This is a genomic window from Streptomyces sp. CCM_MD2014, from assembly GCF_000772045.1.
Taxonomy (GTDB): Bacteria; Actinomycetota; Actinomycetes; order Streptomycetales; family Streptomycetaceae; genus Streptomyces; species Streptomyces salinarius.
The window spans coordinates 5,984,724-6,004,387 of sequence record NZ_CP009754.1 but is presented as its reverse complement, the minus strand read 5'-3'; the positions used below and the strand labels follow the sequence as shown (position 1 = coordinate 6,004,387).

General features: G+C 73.0%; 13 protein-coding genes and 2 pseudogenes. 8 read left to right on the top strand and 7 right to left on the bottom strand.

Annotation, left to right across the window (positions count from 1 at the left end):
- The first annotated feature begins 126 nt into the window (after nucleotides 1–126).
- Entirely contained in the window at nucleotides 127–1,860 is a 1,734-nt protein-coding gene (locus NI25_RS26775; protein ID WP_061444887.1) for an ABC transporter ATP-binding protein, read from the top strand.
- Nucleotides 1,860–3,788, top strand: a complete 1,929-nt coding sequence (locus tag NI25_RS26770; protein ID WP_061444886.1) for an ABC transporter ATP-binding protein — start codon at nucleotides 1,860–1,862, stop codon at nucleotides 3,786–3,788. The genes NI25_RS26775 and NI25_RS26770 overlap by 1 nt, the downstream gene beginning before the upstream one ends.
- 317 nt (nucleotides 3,789–4,105) lie before the next feature.
- Here the strand turns inward: NI25_RS26770 and NI25_RS26765 are convergent.
- The 5 genes and pseudogenes from NI25_RS26765 to NI25_RS26745 all read right to left on the bottom strand — a co-directional run bounded on the left by NI25_RS26765 (nucleotide 4,106) and on the right by NI25_RS26745 (nucleotide 11,088).
- Nucleotides 4,106–5,307: pseudogene (locus NI25_RS26765) on the bottom strand (RNA polymerase sigma factor).
- 124 nt (nucleotides 5,308–5,431) lie between these two features.
- A complete protein-coding gene (gene dnaG / locus NI25_RS26760) occupies nucleotides 5,432–7,357 on the bottom strand; it encodes a DNA primase (protein WP_061444884.1) in 1,926 nt (641 codons plus the stop codon).
- 111 nt (nucleotides 7,358–7,468) lie between these two features.
- Nucleotides 7,469–8,734 carry an NAD(P)/FAD-dependent oxidoreductase gene (locus tag NI25_RS26755; protein ID WP_061444883.1) on the bottom strand — a complete coding sequence of 422 codons (1,266 nt, stop codon included), beginning with the start codon at nucleotides 8,732–8,734 and terminating at the stop codon, nucleotides 7,469–7,471.
- A 180-nt stretch (nucleotides 8,735–8,914) separates the two neighbouring features.
- The gene (locus tag NI25_RS26750; protein WP_061444882.1) at nucleotides 8,915–10,189 is read right to left on the bottom strand and encodes a deoxyguanosinetriphosphate triphosphohydrolase; all 1,275 of its coding nucleotides are present in this window, start codon (nucleotides 10,187–10,189) and stop codon (nucleotides 8,915–8,917) included.
- Between the two features lie 59 nt (nucleotides 10,190–10,248).
- Nucleotides 10,249–11,088, bottom strand: coding sequence for a sirohydrochlorin chelatase (locus NI25_RS26745; RefSeq protein WP_199561033.1), 840 nt, complete (start codon nucleotides 11,086–11,088; stop codon nucleotides 10,249–10,251).
- 164 nt (nucleotides 11,089–11,252) lie between these two features.
- On the opposite strand from NI25_RS26745, the gene NI25_RS26740 reads away from it, so the two are divergent.
- Entirely contained in the window at nucleotides 11,253–11,939 is a 687-nt protein-coding gene (locus NI25_RS26740) for a SanA/YdcF family protein (RefSeq protein ID WP_061444881.1), read from the top strand.
- 103 nt (nucleotides 11,940–12,042) lie between these two features.
- Complete coding sequence (locus NI25_RS26735) at nucleotides 12,043–14,226, top strand: molybdopterin oxidoreductase family protein (protein WP_107071859.1); 2,184 nt, start codon at nucleotides 12,043–12,045, stop codon at nucleotides 14,224–14,226.
- Nucleotides 14,227–14,229: 3 nt separating this feature from the next.
- Here NI25_RS26735 and NI25_RS26730 read toward each other — a convergent pair whose 3' ends face one another.
- Entirely contained in the window at nucleotides 14,230–14,649 is a 420-nt protein-coding gene (locus tag NI25_RS26730; RefSeq protein WP_061444880.1) for a gamma-glutamylcyclotransferase family protein, read from the bottom strand.
- 156 nt (nucleotides 14,650–14,805) lie between these two features.
- Between NI25_RS26730 and NI25_RS26725 the strand changes: the two genes are divergently transcribed.
- Both NI25_RS26725 and NI25_RS26720 read left to right on the top strand, forming a co-directional pair.
- A complete protein-coding gene (locus NI25_RS26725) occupies nucleotides 14,806–16,449 on the top strand; it encodes a M4 family metallopeptidase (RefSeq protein WP_061444879.1) in 1,644 nt (547 codons plus the stop codon).
- A gap of 87 nt (nucleotides 16,450–16,536) precedes the next feature.
- Nucleotides 16,537–16,755: pseudogene (locus NI25_RS26720) on the top strand (LysR family transcriptional regulator); the annotation flags it as partial.
- A gap of 34 nt (nucleotides 16,756–16,789) precedes the next feature.
- Here NI25_RS26720 and NI25_RS26715 read toward each other — a convergent pair.
- Complete coding sequence (locus tag NI25_RS26715; protein WP_199561032.1) at nucleotides 16,790–18,025, bottom strand: RNA-guided endonuclease InsQ/TnpB family protein; 1,236 nt, start codon at nucleotides 18,023–18,025, stop codon at nucleotides 16,790–16,792.
- A gap of 358 nt (nucleotides 18,026–18,383) precedes the next feature.
- Here NI25_RS26715 and NI25_RS26710 point away from each other — a divergent pair, with 358 nt between their 5' ends.
- Both NI25_RS26710 and NI25_RS26705 read left to right on the top strand, forming a co-directional pair.
- Nucleotides 18,384–18,917, top strand: coding sequence for a hypothetical protein (locus tag NI25_RS26710; protein WP_061444876.1), 534 nt, complete (start codon nucleotides 18,384–18,386; stop codon nucleotides 18,915–18,917).
- Nucleotides 18,918–19,035: 118 nt separating this feature from the next.
- Entirely contained in the window at nucleotides 19,036–19,662 is a 627-nt protein-coding gene (locus NI25_RS26705; RefSeq protein WP_061444875.1) for a class F sortase, read from the top strand.
- Nucleotides 19,663–19,664: the final 2 nt, after the last annotated feature.

Here is a 19,664-nt window from a genome sequence, read left to right as displayed (position 1 = left end):
CGCTCGTGGGCCGGAATTTGCCGCGCTCTTGGGTTAATCGGTTGAGGTAACGCGGGTGGAGTGTTCGACGATAGGGGCCAGGGGCAACCAACCGCGGCCCCTGTCGCCGACTCCGAGAGACTCAGTGTGCTCATACGACTACTGCGGACCTATCTCAGGCCCTACAAGAAACCCATCGCCCTGCTGGTGGCGCTGCAGTTCCTGCAGACCTGCGCCTCCCTCTACCTGCCGACCCTGAACGCGGACATCATCGACAACGGCGTCGTGGAAGGTGACTCGGGCTACATCCTGAGCTACGGCGCCCTGATGATCGGCATCTCGCTGGCCCAGGTGGTCTGCAACATCGGTGCCGTCTTCTACGGCGCGCGCACCGCCGCCGCCCTCGGCCGGGACGTGCGCGGTGCCGTCTTCGACCGGGTGCAGTCCTTCTCGGCGCGTGAAGTGGGCCAGTTCGGCGCGCCCTCGCTGATCACGCGGACCACCAACGACGTGCAGCAGGTCCAGATGCTGGCCCTGATGACGTTCACGCTGATGGTGTCGGCGCCCATCATGTGCGTGGGCGGCATCGTGATGGCGCTCGGCCTGGACGTGCCGCTGTCCGGTGTGCTGCTCGGGGTCGTGCCGGTGCTGGCGATCTGCGTCACGCTGATCGTGCGGAAGCTGCGCCCGCTGTTCCGGAAGATGCAGGTGCGCCTGGACACCGTGAACCGGGTGCTGCGCGAGCAGATCACCGGCAACCGCGTCATCCGCGCCTTCGTGCGCGACGAGTACGAGCAGCAGCGCTTCCGGAAGGCCAACACCGAGCTGACCGAGGTGTCCCTCGGCACCGGCAACCTGCTGGCGCTGATGTTCCCGGTGGTCATGACGGTGGTGAACCTGTCCTCGATCGCGGTGGTCTGGTTCGGCGCCCACCGGATCGACAGCGGCGGGATGCAGATCGGCGACCTGACGGCGTTCCTCGCCTACCTCATGCAGATCGTCATGTCCGTGATGATGGCCACCTTCATGTTCATGATGGTGCCGCGCGCCGAGGTGTGCGCCGAGCGCATCCAGGAGGTCCTGGAGACCGAGAGCAGTGTGGTGCCGCCGGTGGCGCCGGTCACCGAGCTGCGCCGGCACGGACACCTGGAGATCCGGGAGGCGGGCTTCCGCTACCCGGGCGCCGAGGAGCCGGTGCTCAGGAACATCGGCCTGGTGGCCAAGCCGGGCGAGACGACCGCCGTCATCGGCTCGACCGGCAGCGGCAAGTCGACGCTGCTCGGCCTGGTCCCCCGCCTGTTCGACGCCACCGAGGGCGAGGTGCTGGTCAACGGCGTGGACGTGCGCACCGTGGACCCGAAGACGCTGGCCAAGGTGGTGAGCCTGGTGCCGCAGAAGCCCTACCTCTTCGCCGGCACCGTCGCGACCAACCTGCGGTACGGCAATCCGGACGCCACCGACGAGGAGCTGTGGCACGCGCTGGCGGTGGCGCAGGCCAAGGAGTTCGTCTCCGAGCTGGAGGGCGGGCTCGACGCGCCGATCTCCCAGGGCGGCACCAACGTGTCGGGCGGTCAGCGCCAGCGCCTCGCCATCGCACGGACGCTGGTCCAGCGCCCGGAGATCTACCTCTTCGACGACTCCTTCTCCGCCCTCGACTACGCCACCGACGCGGCGCTGCGGGCCGCGCTGGCCGAGGAGACCGCCGAGGCGACGGTGGTCATCGTGGCGCAGCGGGTGGCGACCATCCGGGACGCGGACCGGATCGTCGTGCTGGACGAGGGGCGGGTGGTCGGCGTGGGCCGGCACCACGAGCTGATGGCGGACAACGAGACCTACCGGGAGATCGTGCTCTCCCAGCTCACGGAAGCGGAGGCTGCCTGATGGCCGGGCCTGCGGGTCGCATGATGGCCGGGGGCGGCCCCGACCAGCGTTCGATGGACTTCAAGGGGTCGGGCAAACGGCTCGTCGCCCAGTTCCGGCCGGAGCGGGCGACGCTGTTCACGCTGCTGGCGTGCGTGGTCGTCAGCGTCGGTCTCAACGTGGTCGGGCCGAAGATCCTCGGCCGGGCCACCGACCTGGTCTTCGCGGGCATCGTCGGGCGGGACATGCCGTCCGGGGCCACGAAGGAGCAGGTCCTGGAGTCCATGCGCGAGCATGGTGACGGCAACGTCGCCGACATGCTCCGCAGCACGGACTTCACCCCGGGGCAGGGCATCGACTTCGGCGCGGTGGGCGAGGTGCTGCTCCTGGCGCTGGCGACGTTCGCGGTGGCCGGTCTGCTGATGGCGGTGGCGACGCGACTGGTCAACCGCACGGTCAACCGGACCATGTTCCGGCTGCGCGAGCAGGTGCAGACGAAGCTGTCCCGGCTGCCGCTGTCCTACTTCGACAAGCGCCAGCGCGGCGAGGTGCTGAGCCGGGCGACCAACGACATCGACAACATCCAGCAGACGCTCCAGCAGTCGATGGGCCAGCTGATCAACTCGCTGCTCACCATCATCGGCGTGCTGGCGATGATGTTCTACGTCTCCTGGATCCTGGCGCTGGTCGCCCTGGTGACCGTGCCGCTGTCCTTCGTGGTGGCCACGCGGGTGGGCAAGCGGTCGCAGCCGCAGTTCGTGCAGCAGTGGCGCTCGACGGGTGCGCTGAACGCGCACATCGAGGAGATGTACACCGGGCACGCGCTGGTGAAGGTGTTCGGGCGGCAGGAGGAGTCGGCGAAGCAGTTCGCCGAGCAGAACGACGCGCTGTACGAGGCCGGGTTCAAGGCGCAGTTCAACAGCGGGATCATGCAGCCGCTGATGATGTTCGTGTCCAACCTGAACTACGTGCTGGTCGCGGTGGTCGGCGGTCTGCGGGTGGCCTCGGGCCAGCTGTCCATCGGCGACGTGCAGGCCTTCATCCAGTACTCCCGGCAGTTCTCGATGCCGCTGACGCAGGTCGCGTCGATGGCGAACCTGGTGCAGTCGGGCGTGGCGTCGGCGGAACGGATCTTCGAGCTGCTGGACGCCGAGGAGCAGTCGGCGGACCCGATCCCGGGCACCCGCCCCGAGGACCTGCGCGGCCGGGTGGAGCTGGACCACGTCTCCTTCCGCTACGACCCCGACAAGCCCCTGATCGAGGACCTGTCGCTGAAGGTGGAGCCGGGCCACACGGTCGCCATCGTCGGGCCGACGGGCGCGGGCAAGACGACCCTGGTCAACCTGCTGATGCGGTTCTACGAGGTGACCGGCGGGCGGATCACCCTGGACGGCGTCGACATCGCGAAGATGTCCCGGGACGAGCTGCGGGCCGGCATCGGCATGGTGCTCCAGGACACCTGGCTGTTCGGCGGCACCATCGCGGAGAACATCGCGTACGGCGCCTCGCGGGAGGTCACCCGCGGGGAGATCGAGGAGGCCGCGCGGGCCGCGCACGCCGACCGGTTCGTACGGACGCTGCCCGACGGCTACGACACGGTGATCGACGACGAGGGCACGGGGGTGAGCGCGGGTGAGAAGCAGCTGATCACCATCGCGCGGGCGTTCCTGTCCGACCCGGTGATCCTCGTGCTGGACGAGGCGACGTCGTCCGTGGACACGCGCACCGAGGTGCTGATCCAGAAGGCGATGGCGAAGCTCGCGCACGGGCGGACGTCCTTCGTGATCGCGCACCGGCTGTCGACGATCCGGGACGCGGACACGATCCTCGTGATGGAGGACGGGGCGATCGTGGAGCAGGGGGCACACGCGGAGCTGCTGGCCGCGGATGGTGCCTACGCGCGGCTGTACAAGGCGCAGTTCGCGGAGGCTGTGGCCGAGGTGGGTTAAGGCCTGTCCGGCGGATCAGGTCGCAGGACAGGCACGGCACCTCGTCGACGCCGGTGAGCGGGGTCTGGTGCGTGCAGCCGCAAGGCGGAGGAGGGCGTCGACGCGGAGCGTCGGCAACCGACGACAACGCCGCGGACGCGCGTGCCGGGCCCCGCGTCCGGGGCATGATCCGCCGGACAGGCCCTGAGCCGTTGCCCGGCGTCGGGGTGCCGCTGCGCCCACCCGTGCCGCCCTGGGGGTACCTCCCAGGGCGTTCAGGCACGGGGGGAGGCACGGCTGCCCGCAGCGGCGGCGGGGGCGACGGCGCACCCCGCGGGTCAGTCCAGGTAGCCCCTCAGCTGGTCCGCGTAGGCGTGGTCGCGGAGTTTGTTGAGGGTCTTGGACTCGATCTGGCGGATGCGTTCGCGGGTGACGCCGAAGAGGCGGCCGATCTCCTCCAGGGTGCGGGGGCGGCCGTCGACCAGGCCGTAGCGGAGCTGGACGACCTTGCGTTCGCGTTCGCCGAGGGTGGAGAGCACCGCCTCCAGGTGCTGGCGCAGCAGCAGGAACGCGGCCGACTCGACGGGGCTGGCGGCGTCGCCGTCCTCTATGAGGTCGCCGAGGGCGACGTCCTCCTCCTCGCCGACCGGGGCGTACAGCGACACCGGCTCCTGGGCCAGGCGCAGCACCTCGCCGACCCGCTCCGGGGGCAGGTCCAGGTGGGCGGCGACCTCCTGCGGGGTCGGCTCGTAGCCGCGTTCCTGGAGCATCCGGCGCTGGACGCGCACGACCCGGTTGATCAGCTCCACGACGTGGACGGGGACCCGGATGGTGCGGGCCTGGTCGGCCAGGGCGCGGGACATGGCCTGGCGGATCCACCAGGTGGCGTAGGTGGAGAACTTGTAGCCGCGGGCGTAGTCGAACTTCTCGACGGCGCGGATCAGGCCCAGGTTCCCCTCCTGGACCAGGTCCAGCATGGTCAGCCCGCGCCCGACGTACCTCTTGGCCACCGACACCACGAGCCGCAGGTTGGCCTCGATCAGGCGGCGCTTGGCGACGCGGCCCATGACGACGAGCCGGTCGAGGTCGAGGGCGAGACGGTCGTCCAGGCCGGGCGTGTGCCGCAGCTTCTCCTCGGCGAACAGGCCGGCCTCCACCCGCCGTGCCAGGTCGACCTCCTCGGCGGCGGAGAGCAGCGGGATCCGGCCGATCTCGCGCAGGTACTGCCGGAACAGGTCGGCGGAGGGGCCGCCGGACTCCGTTCGGGTGGGCGGCGGCGGTTCGGCGGGCTCGGTGAGGTCCGCGGGAGCGTCCGCGGGGCCGCCGGGGTGGCGCACGGCCGCTCCGGCGCCGGGCTGCGCCGGCATCGCGACGAGCGTGACGCGCTCCGCGTCCGGCTCCGCACCGCCGGCACCGGTGTCGGTCTGGGTGAGGGTCTGGGTCTGCACGGGGGCGACCTCCAGGATGGACGCGGCCGGCGGAGGCCGGCGGCGGTACGTCGGGGGCGGAGCCGGCTCACCGGCCGTCGTCCGCCTCGCACGCGTGCACTCAGGTACCGCCCCCAGTGTGGGGTACGACACATCGCCGCCACGAGGGGCGTGCGGTGACTTTTTGCGTCCGGGCCGTGACCGACGGGTTACCCGCGAGTGTTCCGCGGGCCCGTCCTAGAGCGCGGCGGCGCCGTGTTCGCGCAGGTTCTGGTCGTACTGCTGGAGGACCCACAGCTCGTTCTGCACGGCGGCCAGTTCGGCGGGGTCGCCGTGGTTGGAGAGGCGGGTGAGACGGCCGGTGATGTCGCGGATGCGGCGCTCCACGGCGCGGCGGCGGACCGTGACGAGCTGGGCGCCTGCGTAGACCTCGTCGACGCCCTTCACGCCGCGGTGCAGCATGATCGCCTCGACCGCGAGTTCGGTGACCATGGCCCGGACGGCGTCGTCGGGGGCGGCCTCGCGGACCCGGACCAGGTAGTCCTGCGGGTCCTGGACGCCGAACTCGGCGCCGCCGGCCTCCAGGATCGCCTCGCGTACGGCGGCGTAGGGCGGGGCGGTGAACTCGTCGACGCCGTACGCGTCGAAGGCCGGGGAGACCAGCTCGGGGCGCTGGAGGGCGAGCTTGAGCAGCTCGCGTTCGGTGGCGAAGACCGGGTTGCGGAGGTTGAGGGCGGGGCCGCGGGGGGCGGTCGTCGCGGGTCCGGTCTGCTGGTGCGGGGCGCCGCCGCGATGGCGCTGGTCGGGGGCGGGGCCCTTGCCGCCGCGGTCGCGGGCCCAGCGGGCCAGCTGGGAGATCCGCCGGACCACGAACTGGGTGTCGAGGATGCCGAGCATGCCGGCGAGCTGCACGGCGACCTCGTGCTGGGCGCCGCTGTTCTTGATCCGGGCGACGACGGGGGCGGCCTCGTCGAGGGCCGCGGCGCGGCCGGCCGGGGTGTCCAGGTCGTAGCGGGAGACGATCTGGCGCAGCGCGAACTCGAAGAGCGGGGTGCGCGGCTCGACCAGGTCGGCGACCGCCTCGTCGCCCTTGGCCAGGCGCAGGTCGCAGGGGTCCATGCCGTCGGGGGCGATGGCGATGTAGGTCTCGGCGGCGAACTTCTGGTCGTCCTCGAAGGCGCGCAGGGCCGCCTTCTGGCCGGCCGCGTCCCCGTCGAAGGTGAAGATCACGCGGGCCGAGCCGTTGTCCATGAGGAGGCGGCGCAGGATCTTGATGTGGTCGCCGCCGAAGGCGGTGCCGCAGGTCGCGATGGCCGTCGTGACGCCCGCGAGGTGGCAGGCCATGACGTCCGTGTAGCCCTCGACGACCACGGCGCGGGACGCCTTCGCGATGTCCTTCTTGGCGAGGTCGATGCCGTAGAGGACCTGGGACTTCTTGTAGATCGCGGTCTCGGGGGTGTTCAGGTACTTCGGGCCGTTGTCCGCCTCGTGGAGCTTGCGGGCGCCGAAGCCGACGACGTCGCCGCCGATGTCGCGGATGGGCCACATCAGCCGGCCGCGGAAGCGGTCGATGGGTCCGCGGCGGCCCTCCTGGGAGAGGCCGGAGAGCAGCAGCTCCTTGTCGCTGAAGCCCTTGCCGCGCAGGAAGCGGGTGAGGTGGTCCCAGCCCTGGGGGCTGTAGCCGACGCCGAAGTGTTCGGCGGCGGCCTGGTCGAAGCCGCGGTCGGCGAGGAAGGAGCGGCCGGTGTCCGCCTCCGGGCTGGTGGCGAGCTGTTCCGCGTACCACTGGGCGGCGATCTTGTGGGCCTCGACCAGGCGGATGCGCTCACCGCGCTGGTGGGAGGGGTTGTAGCCGCCCTCCTCGTACCGCAGGGTGATGCCCGCCTGGGCGGCCAGGCGCTCGACCGCCTCCGAGAAGGTGAGGTGGTCGATCTTCATCACGAACGTGATGGTGTCGCCGCCCTCCTGGCAGCCGAAGCAGTGGAAGAACCCCTTGCTCGGACTGACCTGGAAGGACGGGGACTTCTCGTCGTGGAAGGGGCACAGCCCCTTCAGGTTGCCGCCGCCCGCGTTGCGCAGCTGGAGGTACTCCGAGACGACGGCGTCGATCGGGACCGCGTCCCGTACCGCCTTCACGTCCTCGTCGTTGATCCGTCCTGCCACGCGTGAATTCTACGGGGCGGCGCCGACACTCCTCCGCCGCGGTGACCGGCCTCCCGGCCAGGGGTCCGGGGGTCGGCCCCCGGGAATCGGGGGTCGGCGACGGTACGACAGCTATGCGACGAGGCTTTCGAGCGATACGTGCGGGTTCGCCAGCGCCTCCGTGTCCACCCGCGTCTGCGAGCGGATCAGCTGCTGGATCGGCTCCGTGACGTCCCACACGTTGACGTTCATCCCGGCCAGCACCCGGCCCTCCTTGACCCAGAAGGCGATGAACTCGCGCTTCGCGGCGTCCCCGCGGATCACCACCTGGTCGTACGACCCGGCCGGCGCCCAGCCGGAGTACTCCATGCCCAGGTCGTACTGGTCGGTGAAGAAGTAGGGCACGCGGTCGTGGGCGAGGCCCTTGCCGAGCATCGCGCGGGCGGCGGCCGGGCCGCCGTTCAGGGCGTTGGCCCAGTGCTCCACGCGCAGGCGGGTGTCGAAGAGGGCGTGGTGGAAGGAGGCGACGTCACCGGCGGCGTGGATGTCGGGGTCGGAGGTGCGCAGGTCGGCGTCGACGACGATGCCGCCGCCGGCCGCGCGGTCGGCGATCTCCAGGCCCGCCGCCTGGGCGAGCGCGGTGCGCGGGGCGGCGCCGATCGCGGCGAGCACGTCGTGGGCGGGGTGCTCCTCGCCGTCGTCGGTGCGGGCGGCCAGCACCATGCCGTCCTGGCCGACGATCTCGGTCAGCCTGACGCCGAAGCGGAAGCGGACGCCGTGCGCCTCGTGCAGCTCGGCGAAGACGGAGCCCAGCTCGGGGCCCAGGACGCCGTGCAGCGGGGTGGGGGCCGGCTCGATCACGGTGACCTCCGCCCCGTACTCGCGGGCCGCCGCCGCGACCTCCAGGCCGATCCAGCCCGCGCCGGCGACCACGAGGTGGCCGTTGTCCCGGCCCAGCGAGGCGAGGACGCCCTTGAGCCGCTCGGCGTGGGCGAGGCGGCGCAGGTGGTGGACGCCCGCCAGGTCGGTGCCGGGGACGTCGAGGCGGCGGGGTTCGGCGCCGGTCGCCAGGAGCAGCTTGTCGTACCTGACGTGGGTGCCGTCGTCGCCGTAGTGGACGGTCTTGGCGGCGCGGTCGATCGCGACGACGGTCTGGCCGAGGTGCAGCTCGATGTCGTGCTGGGCGTACCAGGCGGGCTCGTGCACGAAGACGCTGTCGCGCTCCTCCTTGCCGAGGAGGTAGCCCTTGGACAGCGGCGGGCGCTCGTAGGGGTGGTCGCGTTCGTCGCAGATGAGGATCACCCGGCCGGTGAAGCCCTCCGTGCGGAGCGTCTCGGCCGCCTTCGCGCCCGCCAGGCCGCCTCCGACGATGACGAATGTCTGATCCGCGTCGACCACTTGTCTGCCTCCTCGTCAGGGTGCCGCCACATGCGAGCGTCCCGCACGTGGCGTGGTGCGGGAAGGGGGAAGGACCCGTTCAGGCCACGACCTGCCGCGTTCCGACCGCCCGAGCACCGCGTCGTACCGCGTTTCGGGCGCACGGAGCACCGCCGGGTCACACCCGTCCCGCCGCCAGTCTCATGGATGCCCCGTCAGACGGGCGTGAAGCGAACGGGCCGAGGCGTCGGTGAGGGAGGCGATCTGGTCGACGATCACCCGTTTGCGTGCCCGGTCGTCGCCGGCCCGGTCGAACAGGGCGCGGAACTGGGGGTCGAGCCCGTCCGGTGCGCGGGCGGTCAGCGCCTCGGCGAGTTCGGCGACGACGATCCTCTGGTCGGCGCGGAGCCGCTCCTGCTCGGTGCGCTGCATGACGTACCGGACGGCGACCGCCTTGAGGACGGCGCACTCCATGCGCGTCTCGCGGGGGACGACCAGCTCGGCGGTGTACCGGGTGAGCCGGCCGCCCCCGTACGCGGCCCGGGTCGCGGCCTCGGCGGCCAGGCAGAAGCGGCCGATGAGCTGGCTGGTGGCGTCCTTGAGGCGGGCCTGGGCGACGGCGGAGCCGTCGTAGCCGTGCGGCCACCAGTCCTGGGCGAGGAGCCGGTCGAGGGCGGCGGCGAGTTCGGCGTGGTCGGTGCCGGCCGGGACGTAGCGTCCGACGGCCGCGTCGAACACGGCCTCGCGCTCGGGGTCGGCGAGCAGGCAGTTCGGGTCGATGTGACCGGCGTGCAGGCCGTCCTCGACGTCGTGCACGGAGTACGCCACGTCGTCGGACCAGTCCATGACCTGGGCCTCGAAGCAGGTGCGGGCGCCGGGGGCGTCCTGGCGGAGCCACTCGAAGACGGGCCGGTCGTCGTCGTACACGCCGAACTTGGGCGAGGCCGGGTCGGTGGGGTGGGCGCCACGCGGCCAGGGGTACTTGGTGGCGGCGTCGAGCGTGGCGCGGGTGAGGTTGAGGCCGACGGAGCCGGTCTCGGTGAACCGCTTGGGCTCGATGCGGGTCAGGAGGCGCAGGGACTGGGCGTTGCCCTCGAAGCCGCCGCAGTCCTCGGCGAACGCGTTGAGCGCCTGCTCCCCGTTGTGCCCGAAGGGCGGGTGGCCCAGGTCGTGCGCGAGGCAGGCCGCCTCGACGAGGTCCGGGTCGCAGCCGAGGGCGGCGCCCAGCTCCCGGCCGACCTGGGCGCACTCGAGGGAGTGCGTGAGGCGGGTGCGCGGGCTGGCGTCCCAGACGGGGCTGCCCTCCCCCGGCGCGACGACCTGCGTCTTGCCGGCGAGGCGCCGCAGCGCGGCGGAGTGCAGGATGCGGGCGCGGTCGCGTTGGAAGGCGGTGCGGCCGGGGCGTTTGTCTGGTTCGGGGGCGTAGCGGGCCGCTGACGTGGGGTCGTACGGGGTGGGGGGTGCGGTGCCTTCCATGTCATGAACAGTAAGGGGAAGGTGTGACAGGCGGGGGCCTGCTCGTCTGCCCGGTGCGGTTACCGGGCGAGTGCGGCGTGCGGCGTGACTGGTCGCGCCCCTCGGCGGAGCCGCACATCGAAGCAGTCCCGCGCCCCTTCGGGTGCGTTCGCCTCGCCGCCGGCTCCACGTGCCCGGTCGTAGCGGTGGAGCAGGAGGCGGGCCATCGACGGGTGGGTGCCCAAGGGGGCCGATGCGATCCACGGGGCCGCTGCCGCGCACTGGGTCGCGAAGCGGCCCGGGGCCGTGAAGCAGGAGGCGAGGGCGATGCGGCGGTGGCCCCGGGCCGTCAGCGTGCGGATGGCCTCCGGGACCGTCGGGGTCGCCGCCGAGGCGTAGGCGGGGACGACCGGGACGCCGAGGCGGGCGGCGAGGAGGGCTGCCGTGCGGGACGTGTCGGCGCGGGACTCCGGGTCCCGGGAGCCCGCGGAGGCGAGGACGACGGCGTGGTCCGGGGCCGGGCGTGCGGGCCAGCCGGCCTCCGTGAGACGTGCGTGCAGGGCGTCCACCAGGAGGGGGTGCGGGCCGAGCGGGGCGGCCACGCGGGTGCGGGCCGGGGAGGCGGCGGCCATGTCCGGGATGTCCCGTTTGACGTGGTAGCCCCGCCCGAGGAGGAGGGGGACGAGCACCGCCTCCCCGTCGCCGAGCGCGGTGAGCGTGCCGGGGAGCAGGGGTTCGTTCAGCTCGATGTGGCCGAGGTGGACCGGCAGGGCGGGGCGCAGGGCGCGAACCCGGTCGAGGAGGGCCCGCACGGTGCTCAGGGCGCGCGGGTCGCGGCTGCCGTGGGCGACGACGACCAGGGCGGGGGTGCCGCCCGGGGTCGCTGTGTCCCTGTTGCCCGTCACTGTCGTCGCCGTCATGCGTCGAGGGTGGCGGGCGGACGTTGCCTCCTCGTTGCGTGGGTGTCACGGGGGTTTTCCGTCGGTTCACACGGCGCCGGGCCGTCCCCGTGAGCGGCCGGCGAACCGGACGGCCCGTCGGGGCGTCCTCGGTGGCAGGAACCGACCGGGGAGGGAACCGTCCGATGCGCCGCCCGAGACTTCGCAGACCACGGCTGCCGCGCACCCGCACCGGGCGGCGGCGGCTGGTCCAGGCGGTCGCGGCCGGATGCGTGCTGGCGCTGCTGCCCTCGGCGTGGCTGCGCCTGGTCACCGACGACCGGCTGCGCACCACCGCCGACGTGCCGCACACCGAGGTCGCGGTCGTCTTCGGCGCCGGGCTGTGGGACGGGGAGCCGTCGCCGTACCTCGCGCACCGGCTGGACGCGGCGGCTCGGCTGTACCGGGCGGGGCGGATCGAGGTGGTGCTGGTCACCGGGGACAACAGCCGCGAGGAGTACGACGAGCCGGACGCCATGCGCGCCTACCTGGTCCGGCACGGCGTCCCGGACGGGCGCATCGTCGGCGACTACGCGGGCTTCGACACCTGGGACTCCTGCGTCCGCGCGAAGAAGATCTTCGGCGTCGACCGGGCAGTGCTGATCAGCCAGGGCTTCCACATCCGGCGGGCGGTGGCGCTGTGCCAGGAGGCGGGGGTGGCGTCGTACGGCGTGGGGGTCGACGACGAGCATGACGTGACCTGGTACTACGGGGGCGCCCGGGAGATCCTCGCGGCGGGCAAGGCGGCGCTGGACGCGGTCTTCGAGCCGGACCCGCACTTCCTCGGGCCGCGGGAGCCGGGGGTGGCCCGGGCGCTCGCCGACGCGGGATGAGCCGCCCCTCACGGTGCACCGGGGACGGCGGGGAGGTCGCCGTCCCCGCGGTGTAACAGCGCGCCGCCCGGTCGCGTAACACAGAAGCCGCAGGCTGACCGGTATGCAGAACACCGGCACGCGGAACCCCGCCACCACCCCCACGCACTGCCCGTACTGCGCCCTGCAGTGCGGGATGAACCTGACGCCCGTCGACGGCGGGACCGTCGAGGTGTCCGAGCGCGCGGACTTCCCCGTGAACCGGGGCGCGCTGTGCGGCAAGGGGCGTACGGCGGCGCGGGTTCTCGCGCCCGGGGCGCGGCTGACCTCGCCGCTGGTGCGCGCCGCCGACGGGACCCTGGTGCCGGCCGGGTGGGACGAGGCGCTGGACCTGATCGCCCAGAACCTGGAGCGCACGCGGGCGGCGTACGGCGCGGACGCGCTCGGGGTGTTCGGCGGGGGCGGGCTGACCAACGAGAAGGCGTACGCGCTGGGCAAGTTCGCCCGGGTGGTGCTGGGCACCTCGCAGATCGACTACAACGGGCGGTTCTGCATGTCGTCGGCGGCGGCGGCCGGGACCCGGGCGTTCGGGCTCGACCGGGGGCTGCCGTTCCCGCTGGAGGACATCCCGAGGACCGGGTGCGTGATCCTCGTCGGGTCGAACCCGGCGGAGACGATGCCGCCGTCCCTGCGCTACTTCACCGAACTGCGGGAGAACGGCGGCACGCTGATCGTCGTCGACCCGCGCCGCACGCGGACCGCCGAGCAGGCCGACCTGCACCTCGCGCCCCGCCCCGGCACCGATCTCGCCCTCGCGCTGGGCCTGCTGCACCTCGTGGTCGCCGAGGGGCGGGTCGACCGGGCGTACGTCGAGGAGCGCACGTCCGGCTGGGAGGAGGCGCGGGCGGCGGCGATGGCGCACTGGCCGGAGCAGGTGGAGCGGATCACGGGGGTGTCCGTTCCCGAACTGCGGGAGGCGGTACGGCTGTTCTGCGCGCCCGAGGCGGCGATGGTGCTCACCGCGCGCGGGCCGGAGCAGCAGGCCAAGGGCACGGACACGGTGGGCGCGTGGATCAACCTGTGCCTGGCGACCGGGCGGGCCGGGCGGCCCCTGTCCGGGTACGGCTGCCTGACCGGGCAGGGCAACGGGCAGGGCGGGCGCGAACACGGGCAGAAGGCCGACCAGTTGCCGGGCTACCGCAAGCTGACCGACCCGGCTGCGCGGCGGCACGTGGCCGGGGTGTGGGGCGTGGACCCGGACGCGCTGCCGGGGCCGGGGCGCAGCGCGTACGAGTTGCTGGACGCGCTGGGCACGGACATCAGGTCGCTGCTGGTGATGGGGTCCAACCCGGTCGTCTCCGCGCCGCGTGCCGCGCACGTCGAGGGGCGGCTGCGGTCGCTGGACTTCCTGGCCGTGTGCGACGTGGTGCTCTCCGAGACGGCCGAACTGGCGGACGTGGTGCTGCCGGTGACGCAGTGGGCGGAGGAGACGGGGACCACGACGAACCTGGAGGGCCGGGTGCTGCTGCGGCGGCGCGCGATCACCCCGCCGGCGGGGGTCCGCGGCGACCTGGAGGTGCTGCACGGGCTGGCCGGCCGGCTCGGCGTGGAGAAGGGCTTCCCGGTCGATCCCGAGGAGGTCTTCGAGGAACTGCGGCGGGCGAGCGCGGGCGGCCCGGCGGACTACTCCGGGATCGACTACCGGCGGCTGGCGCGGGAGAACGGCGTGTTCTGGCCGTGCCCGGCGCCCCTCGCCGACGACGACGCGGACGACCGCACGGATGCCGTGCCCCACCCGGGCACCCCCCGCCTCTTCCTCGACCGCTTCGCCACCGACGACGGCCGGGCCCGCTTCGCGCCCGTCGCGCACCGTCCGAGCGCCGAGGAGCCGGACGACGCGTACCCGGTGCTGCTGACCACGGGGCGGGTCGTGGCGCAGTACCAGTCGGGGGCGCAGACCCGGCGGGTGGCCGAGCTGAACGCCGCCGCGCCGGGCCCCTTCGTGGAGCTGCACCCGCGGCTGGCGGCGCGGCTCGGAGCGGCCGAGGGCGACCCGCTGGCGGTCGTGTCCCGGCGCGGGCGGGCGGTGGCGCCGGCCCGCATCACCACCGCGATCCGGCCGGACACCGTGTTCATGCCCTTCCACTGGCCGGGCGAGGGCCGCGCCAACACGCTGACCAACCCGGCGCTCGACCCGGACTCGCGGATGCCGGAGTTCAAGGTGTGCGCGGTGCGGGTGGAGGTGGCGCGCCAGCCGTCACCCCACGAGGTGGCGCGCCAGCCGTCACCCCACGAGGTGGCGCGCTAGCCGTCACCCCGCGGGCCAGTTCCCGCTCTCCACGCGGCGGCCGCACGCCCTGAGCCGGGCGGCGACCGCGGGTGCGGCCACGTACACCCAGACCCGGACGGACGCCCCGTCGGCGTCCCGTACGGCCGTCCCGGCCACCCGGTCGTAGAGGTTGCGCGGGTCGCCCGGCACGTACTCCTCCAGCCGGTCCAGGGCGGCCAGCAGCGCGGTGTACTCCCCGGGTTCGGGGGTGACGATCTCCCCGCGCACGGTCCCCCCGGCCGCCTCGACGGCGTACGGATACCCCGGGCCTTCGTAGAGCACGGCACCGTGCAGCCGGGCGGGTTCCTCGGCGCGGACGCGTCCGCGCAGGAGGGCGTCGTGGTTCGGACCCCCGGGGCGCAGGGTGCCGTAGACGAAGAACGGAAGTCGCGCGGTGTCCACGGAGGGTCATTCTCTCCCCCCATGCCTTTCGCGATCTTCACGGAGGCCCTATGGACACGGCATGTCATGGACCTTTAAACCTGAGTCAGCATCAGCGCCTCCCCCCACCACCCCTCCCCCACGCGCCCCGGAGCGCTCCTCCCCCCAAGGAGTCCGATGAGCCGAATACGGCACGGCAGAGGCCCCCGTCTCGCCACGGCCGGCCTCGCCGCCACCACCGCGACCCTCCTGGTCGCCGCCCTGGCCCCCGGCGCCACGGCCGCCGACCGCCCGACCCGCGCCGCCGCCCTGGAGCACGCGGCGACGGCCCTGCTGAACCACGCCGCGGCCCTGAAGCTGACGGACACTCAGGACACCGAGGCCCGCGACGTCGTCGTCGACGAGGACGGCACCCAGCACGTCCGCTACGACCGCACCTACCGCGGACTCCCCGTCCTGGGCGGCGACTTCGTCGTCCACCTCGCACCCGGCGGCGACTTCCGCGGTGCCGACCGCGCGACGGACGCCCCTCTGTCCCTGCCCACCGTCACGCCGAAGCTGTCGGCGCCCAAGGCCGCCGACCTGGCCGCGGACGCGCTGCGCGCCGCCAACCCGGGCGAGCTGCTGAAGCGGCTCACCGCCAAGCCCGAGCTGGTCGTCGACGCCCTGCACGGCACCCCGAAGCTGGCCTGGCGGACCAACGCGGTGGCGCTGGACTCCCTCGGCAACCCGGTCGCGCGCACCGTGCTGACCGACGCGGGCACGGGCGCCCGCATCGACGCCTGGGACGCCATCGAGTCGGTCTCCGGTGACGGCCGGTCGCTGTACGGGGGCACGGTGCCGCTGGAGACGACGCAGTCGGGCTCCTCGTACCAGCTCAAGGACCCGACGCGCGGCGGCACGTACACGGGTGATGCCGAGAACCAGACCGACCTGTGCTTCCTGGGCATCTGCCTGGTGCGGGCGCCCGCGACGCTGTTCACCGACGCCGACAACCACTGGGGCTCGGGGAACGCGGACGACCGCGCCTCGGCCGCGGTGGACGCGCAGTACGGCACCGACGCCACCTGGGACTACTACCGGGACGTCCACGGGCGCGAAGGCATCGCGGGCGACGGCAAGGGCTCGTACAACCGCGTGCACTACGGCACCCGGTACAACAACGCCTTCTGGGACGACACCTGCTTCTGCATGACGTACGGCGACGGTGACGGGACGACCTTCGGGCCGCTGGTCTCGCTGGACGTCGCCGGGCACGAGATGTCGCACGGGGTGACGTCGAAGACGGCCGCGCTGACGTACTCGGGCGAATCCGGCGGCCTCAACGAGGCGACGTCCGACATCTTCGGCACGCTGGTGGAGTGGCACGCGGGCAACGCGGCCGACCCCGGGGACTACCTGATCGGCGAGAAGGTGGTCCGGGACGGCTTCGGCCGCGAGGCGCTGCGCTACATGGACAAGCCCAGCAGGGACGGGGCCTCGGCCGACTGCTGGAGCACCTCGGTGGGCGACATGGACGTCCACTACTCCTCCGGCGTCGCCAACCACTTCGCCTACCTGCTGGCCGAGGGCAGCGGCGCACGGACCGTGGACGGGGTGGCCTACGACTCCCCCACCTGCGACGGCTCCACGGTCTCCGGAATCGGCCGGGACAAGCTCGGCGCCATCTGGTACCGGGCGCTGACGGTGTACATGACCTCGTCCACCGACTACGCGGGCGCCCGCGCCGCCACCCTGAGCGCGGCCGGTGACCTGTACGGCACCGACGGCGCCGAGTACGCCGCGGTCGGCGCGGCGTGGAGCGCGGTGAACGTGGGCTGACGGCAGGCCCCCGCCCCGGCCCCGCGCTCTCTTACGCTTGCGGCGAGAGCACGAGCGGCGACACACGAGCGAGGGGCAGGGGAACCGATGAGCCTGAGGCAGTTCGAGTACGCCCTGGCCGTCGCCGAGCAGGGCTCGGTGACGGCCGCGGCCGAGGTGCTGCGCGTCGCCCAGCCCTCGGTGTCCCAGCAGATCCGCGGCCTGGAGCGGGACCTCGGCGTGGAGCTGTTCTCCCGCACGCCGACCGGTCTCGTGCCCACCGTGGCCGGCCGCGCCTTCCTGCGCGAAGCGGAGATCGCGTTGAATCCTCCCCTCCCTGAAGGTGGAGGGGATTCCTGGCTCAGGCTGCCTCCTGGAGCGGCGCTCCAGGAGGTCTTGTGCCGTCGGCGCCAGCCGGGTTGAGACCAGCCCGGACGAGCATGACGCGTGCGGAGTTCTTGTCCCGTGGGGAGACGGTTCCGCAGGCGGTGCAGGTGTGGGTGCGTTCACCCAGCGGCAGGGCGTGCTTGGCTCTCGCTCCGCACTGCGCGCAGTCCATCGTGGTGTACGCGGGGTGGACCAGGCGGATGTCCCGCCCGTGTTTGCGGGCCATCTCGATCAGAGCCGTCTTGGTGGCGCCGATGGCGGCGTCCGCGGCCTTGCGGGCCATGTTTGTCCTGGCCAGGAACTTGGGCCGGAAGTCCTCCACCGCGACGGCGTCATGGTCGCGGACGACCTTCTTGGCCCACTTGCGGCCGGTGTCCGCACGCTGCCGGGCAACCTTCTTGTGTGCCTTCGCCCGCAGCCTCTTCGCCGTCCGGTAACCCCTCGATCCGGCCGTCCCCTTCTTCGGCCGGCGACGGGCCATCATCCGGTCGTACCGGGTGAGCTTCTCCTTCGCCTTCCCGCCGTACTCGGGGTGCGGCAGGTCGTGCGCGTCGGACGTGGTCGTCGCCGTCTCCCGCACACCCCAGTCGACACCGAGGACACGGCCGGTCTGAGGAAGAGGCTGGACCTGGGCGGGGACGACGAAAGAGGCGTACCAGTGTCCGAGGCTGTCCTGGTACACGCGTACCGAGGACGGCTCAGCCGGCAGCTCCCGCGCCCACACCACGTTCAGCACGATGCCGCCCGCCAGGTACAGTCGGCCGTCCTTCAGCCGGAAACCGCGCCGCGTGTAGTTGAGGGTCGCCAGTGCCTCGCGTCTGGTCTTCCACGTCGGCATCCCGGCCCGGCGCGCCACAGGCAGACGCTCGGCGATGTCCTTGTGCGCCTTGGCGCGGGAGCGACCGAAATCACGAATGACCTGTTGCTGGGGAACGCAGGAGCCCTCCCGCAGCCACGGCGTACAGGAACGGGCCTCAGTCAGCATCCTGTCCAGCTGCGCCGGGCCACACGTGGCCTTCTCGCCGGTCGCCCTGTTGTGCAGATGCACCGCCCTCGACTTCGCGACGCACTCGTTCCACACCCAGCGGCACCGGCCCCACTCCGCCGCCAGCAGGGCGCGAGCCGTGGATGACACCCGCAACCGGTACGTGTACCGGGCATGCCCGCCCTTCTCACCCATCCCTACCTGCGCCACCTCGCACCCCCTCATGGCCTGTGGTCAGGACACACCGTGCCGTCCCGAACCCCGCGAAGGACCATACATACGACAGCCGCACACACACCCGCCGATCCTGCAACCACCACCCTCACCAGCGGCCACACGCACACGCGTTCGCTTCGCCTTGGATCATGCCGGTAGTCATACGGGTTTCGGCGACGTTCCGCGTCGCCGGGTCTGTCAAACGAGCGTGTAACCAGGGTGGTTCCTTCGGTTCTCCTCCGGTTCCGCTCCGTCTCCGCCGTTCGGGGGCACCGGTCACCCGTTCACACCGCTCGGGGAGCGGGCCGGAGCCGGTGCCACTTTCCTCGGTAGGGCAGGGGCCACCGAACAGCTCAAGGGAGCACCGATGCGACGTACCGCCCGCCTGCTGACCGGCACCGCGCTCGCCGCCGCGGCCGTCGGTCTGACCACCGCGGCCCCGGTGTACGCCGGGGACGGCGTCGCCACCGGCGGCCTGACGGTGCATCCGTCCTCGGTCGTGCCGGGCGAACGGGCCGTGGTGTCGACGGCGGCGTGCGGGCAGGGCGGCTCGGCGGCGGGCGACGCCGGCGCGGTCGGCGCGGGCACGTTCCCGCTGGCGCCGGGCACGGGCGACGGGGAGACGACCGGTCACTTCGAGGTGCCGCCGAGCGCGCAGCCGGGCACGTACGAGATCGTCGCGACCTGTGGGGACGACGACCGCCGGGTGACGGGCGACCTGGTGGTCACGCTGACGCCGGCCGCCGAGCGGGTCTACCCGAGAGGAAGCGTGAAGACGGGGGTCGGTGGCGCTCTTGGCCCCGACCCCGTGCAGACCGCGGCCGGCGTGGCGGCTCTCGCCGTCGCCGCCGCGGGCGGTACCTGGCTCCTGCATCGCCGGGCGAGAGGCGACGGGATCTGACGGGCACCCTCCGCTGCCCGTCCGCCGGTACCGCACTTCCCCACCCCCTCCGGGTCCGACGCCCCTCGCGGCCCGGAGGGGGCCGGGGACCCCAGGGATCCGAGGGAGAGGGGACGTCATGCGCAGGGTCAAGGACACCGCGATAGCGGCCGTCACCGCGGTCGCCCTGTGCTCGGGTGCGTGGCTGCTGCTCGGCGGCGGCCGCACCGACGCCCCGCCCCAGCCGTCGGCCGCGCAGGCGGGTACGGCCACCGGCCCGGACGGCCGGGGCGCCGCCGCACCGGCGCTGCCGCCCTCCCCGCCGGACCGCGTCCGCATCCCGGCGATCGGTGTGGACGCCCCGCTGACCGGCCTCGGCCTGACCGCGACGGGCAGCCTGGACGTGCCGCCCGCCGAGAAGAAGAACCTGGCCGGCTGGTACGAGGCCGGCACCACCCCCGGCGAGACGGGCACCGCGATCGTCGCCGGACACGTCGACAACGCCGAGGGCCCCGCCGTCTTCTACCGCCTCGGCGCCCTGAAGAAGGGCTCGACGATCGAGGTGGACCGGCGCGACGGCGGCGTCGCGGTCTTCACCGTGGACGCGGTGGAGGTCTACGCCGCCGACGCCTTCCCCGACGAGAAGGTCTACGGCGCCGCCGACCGCCCCGAACTGCGCGTCATCACCTGCGGCGGCGCCTATTCACGCAGTACCGGATACCAGGGGAACGTGGTCGTCTTCGCCCACCTGACCGGGAGCCGGTGAGG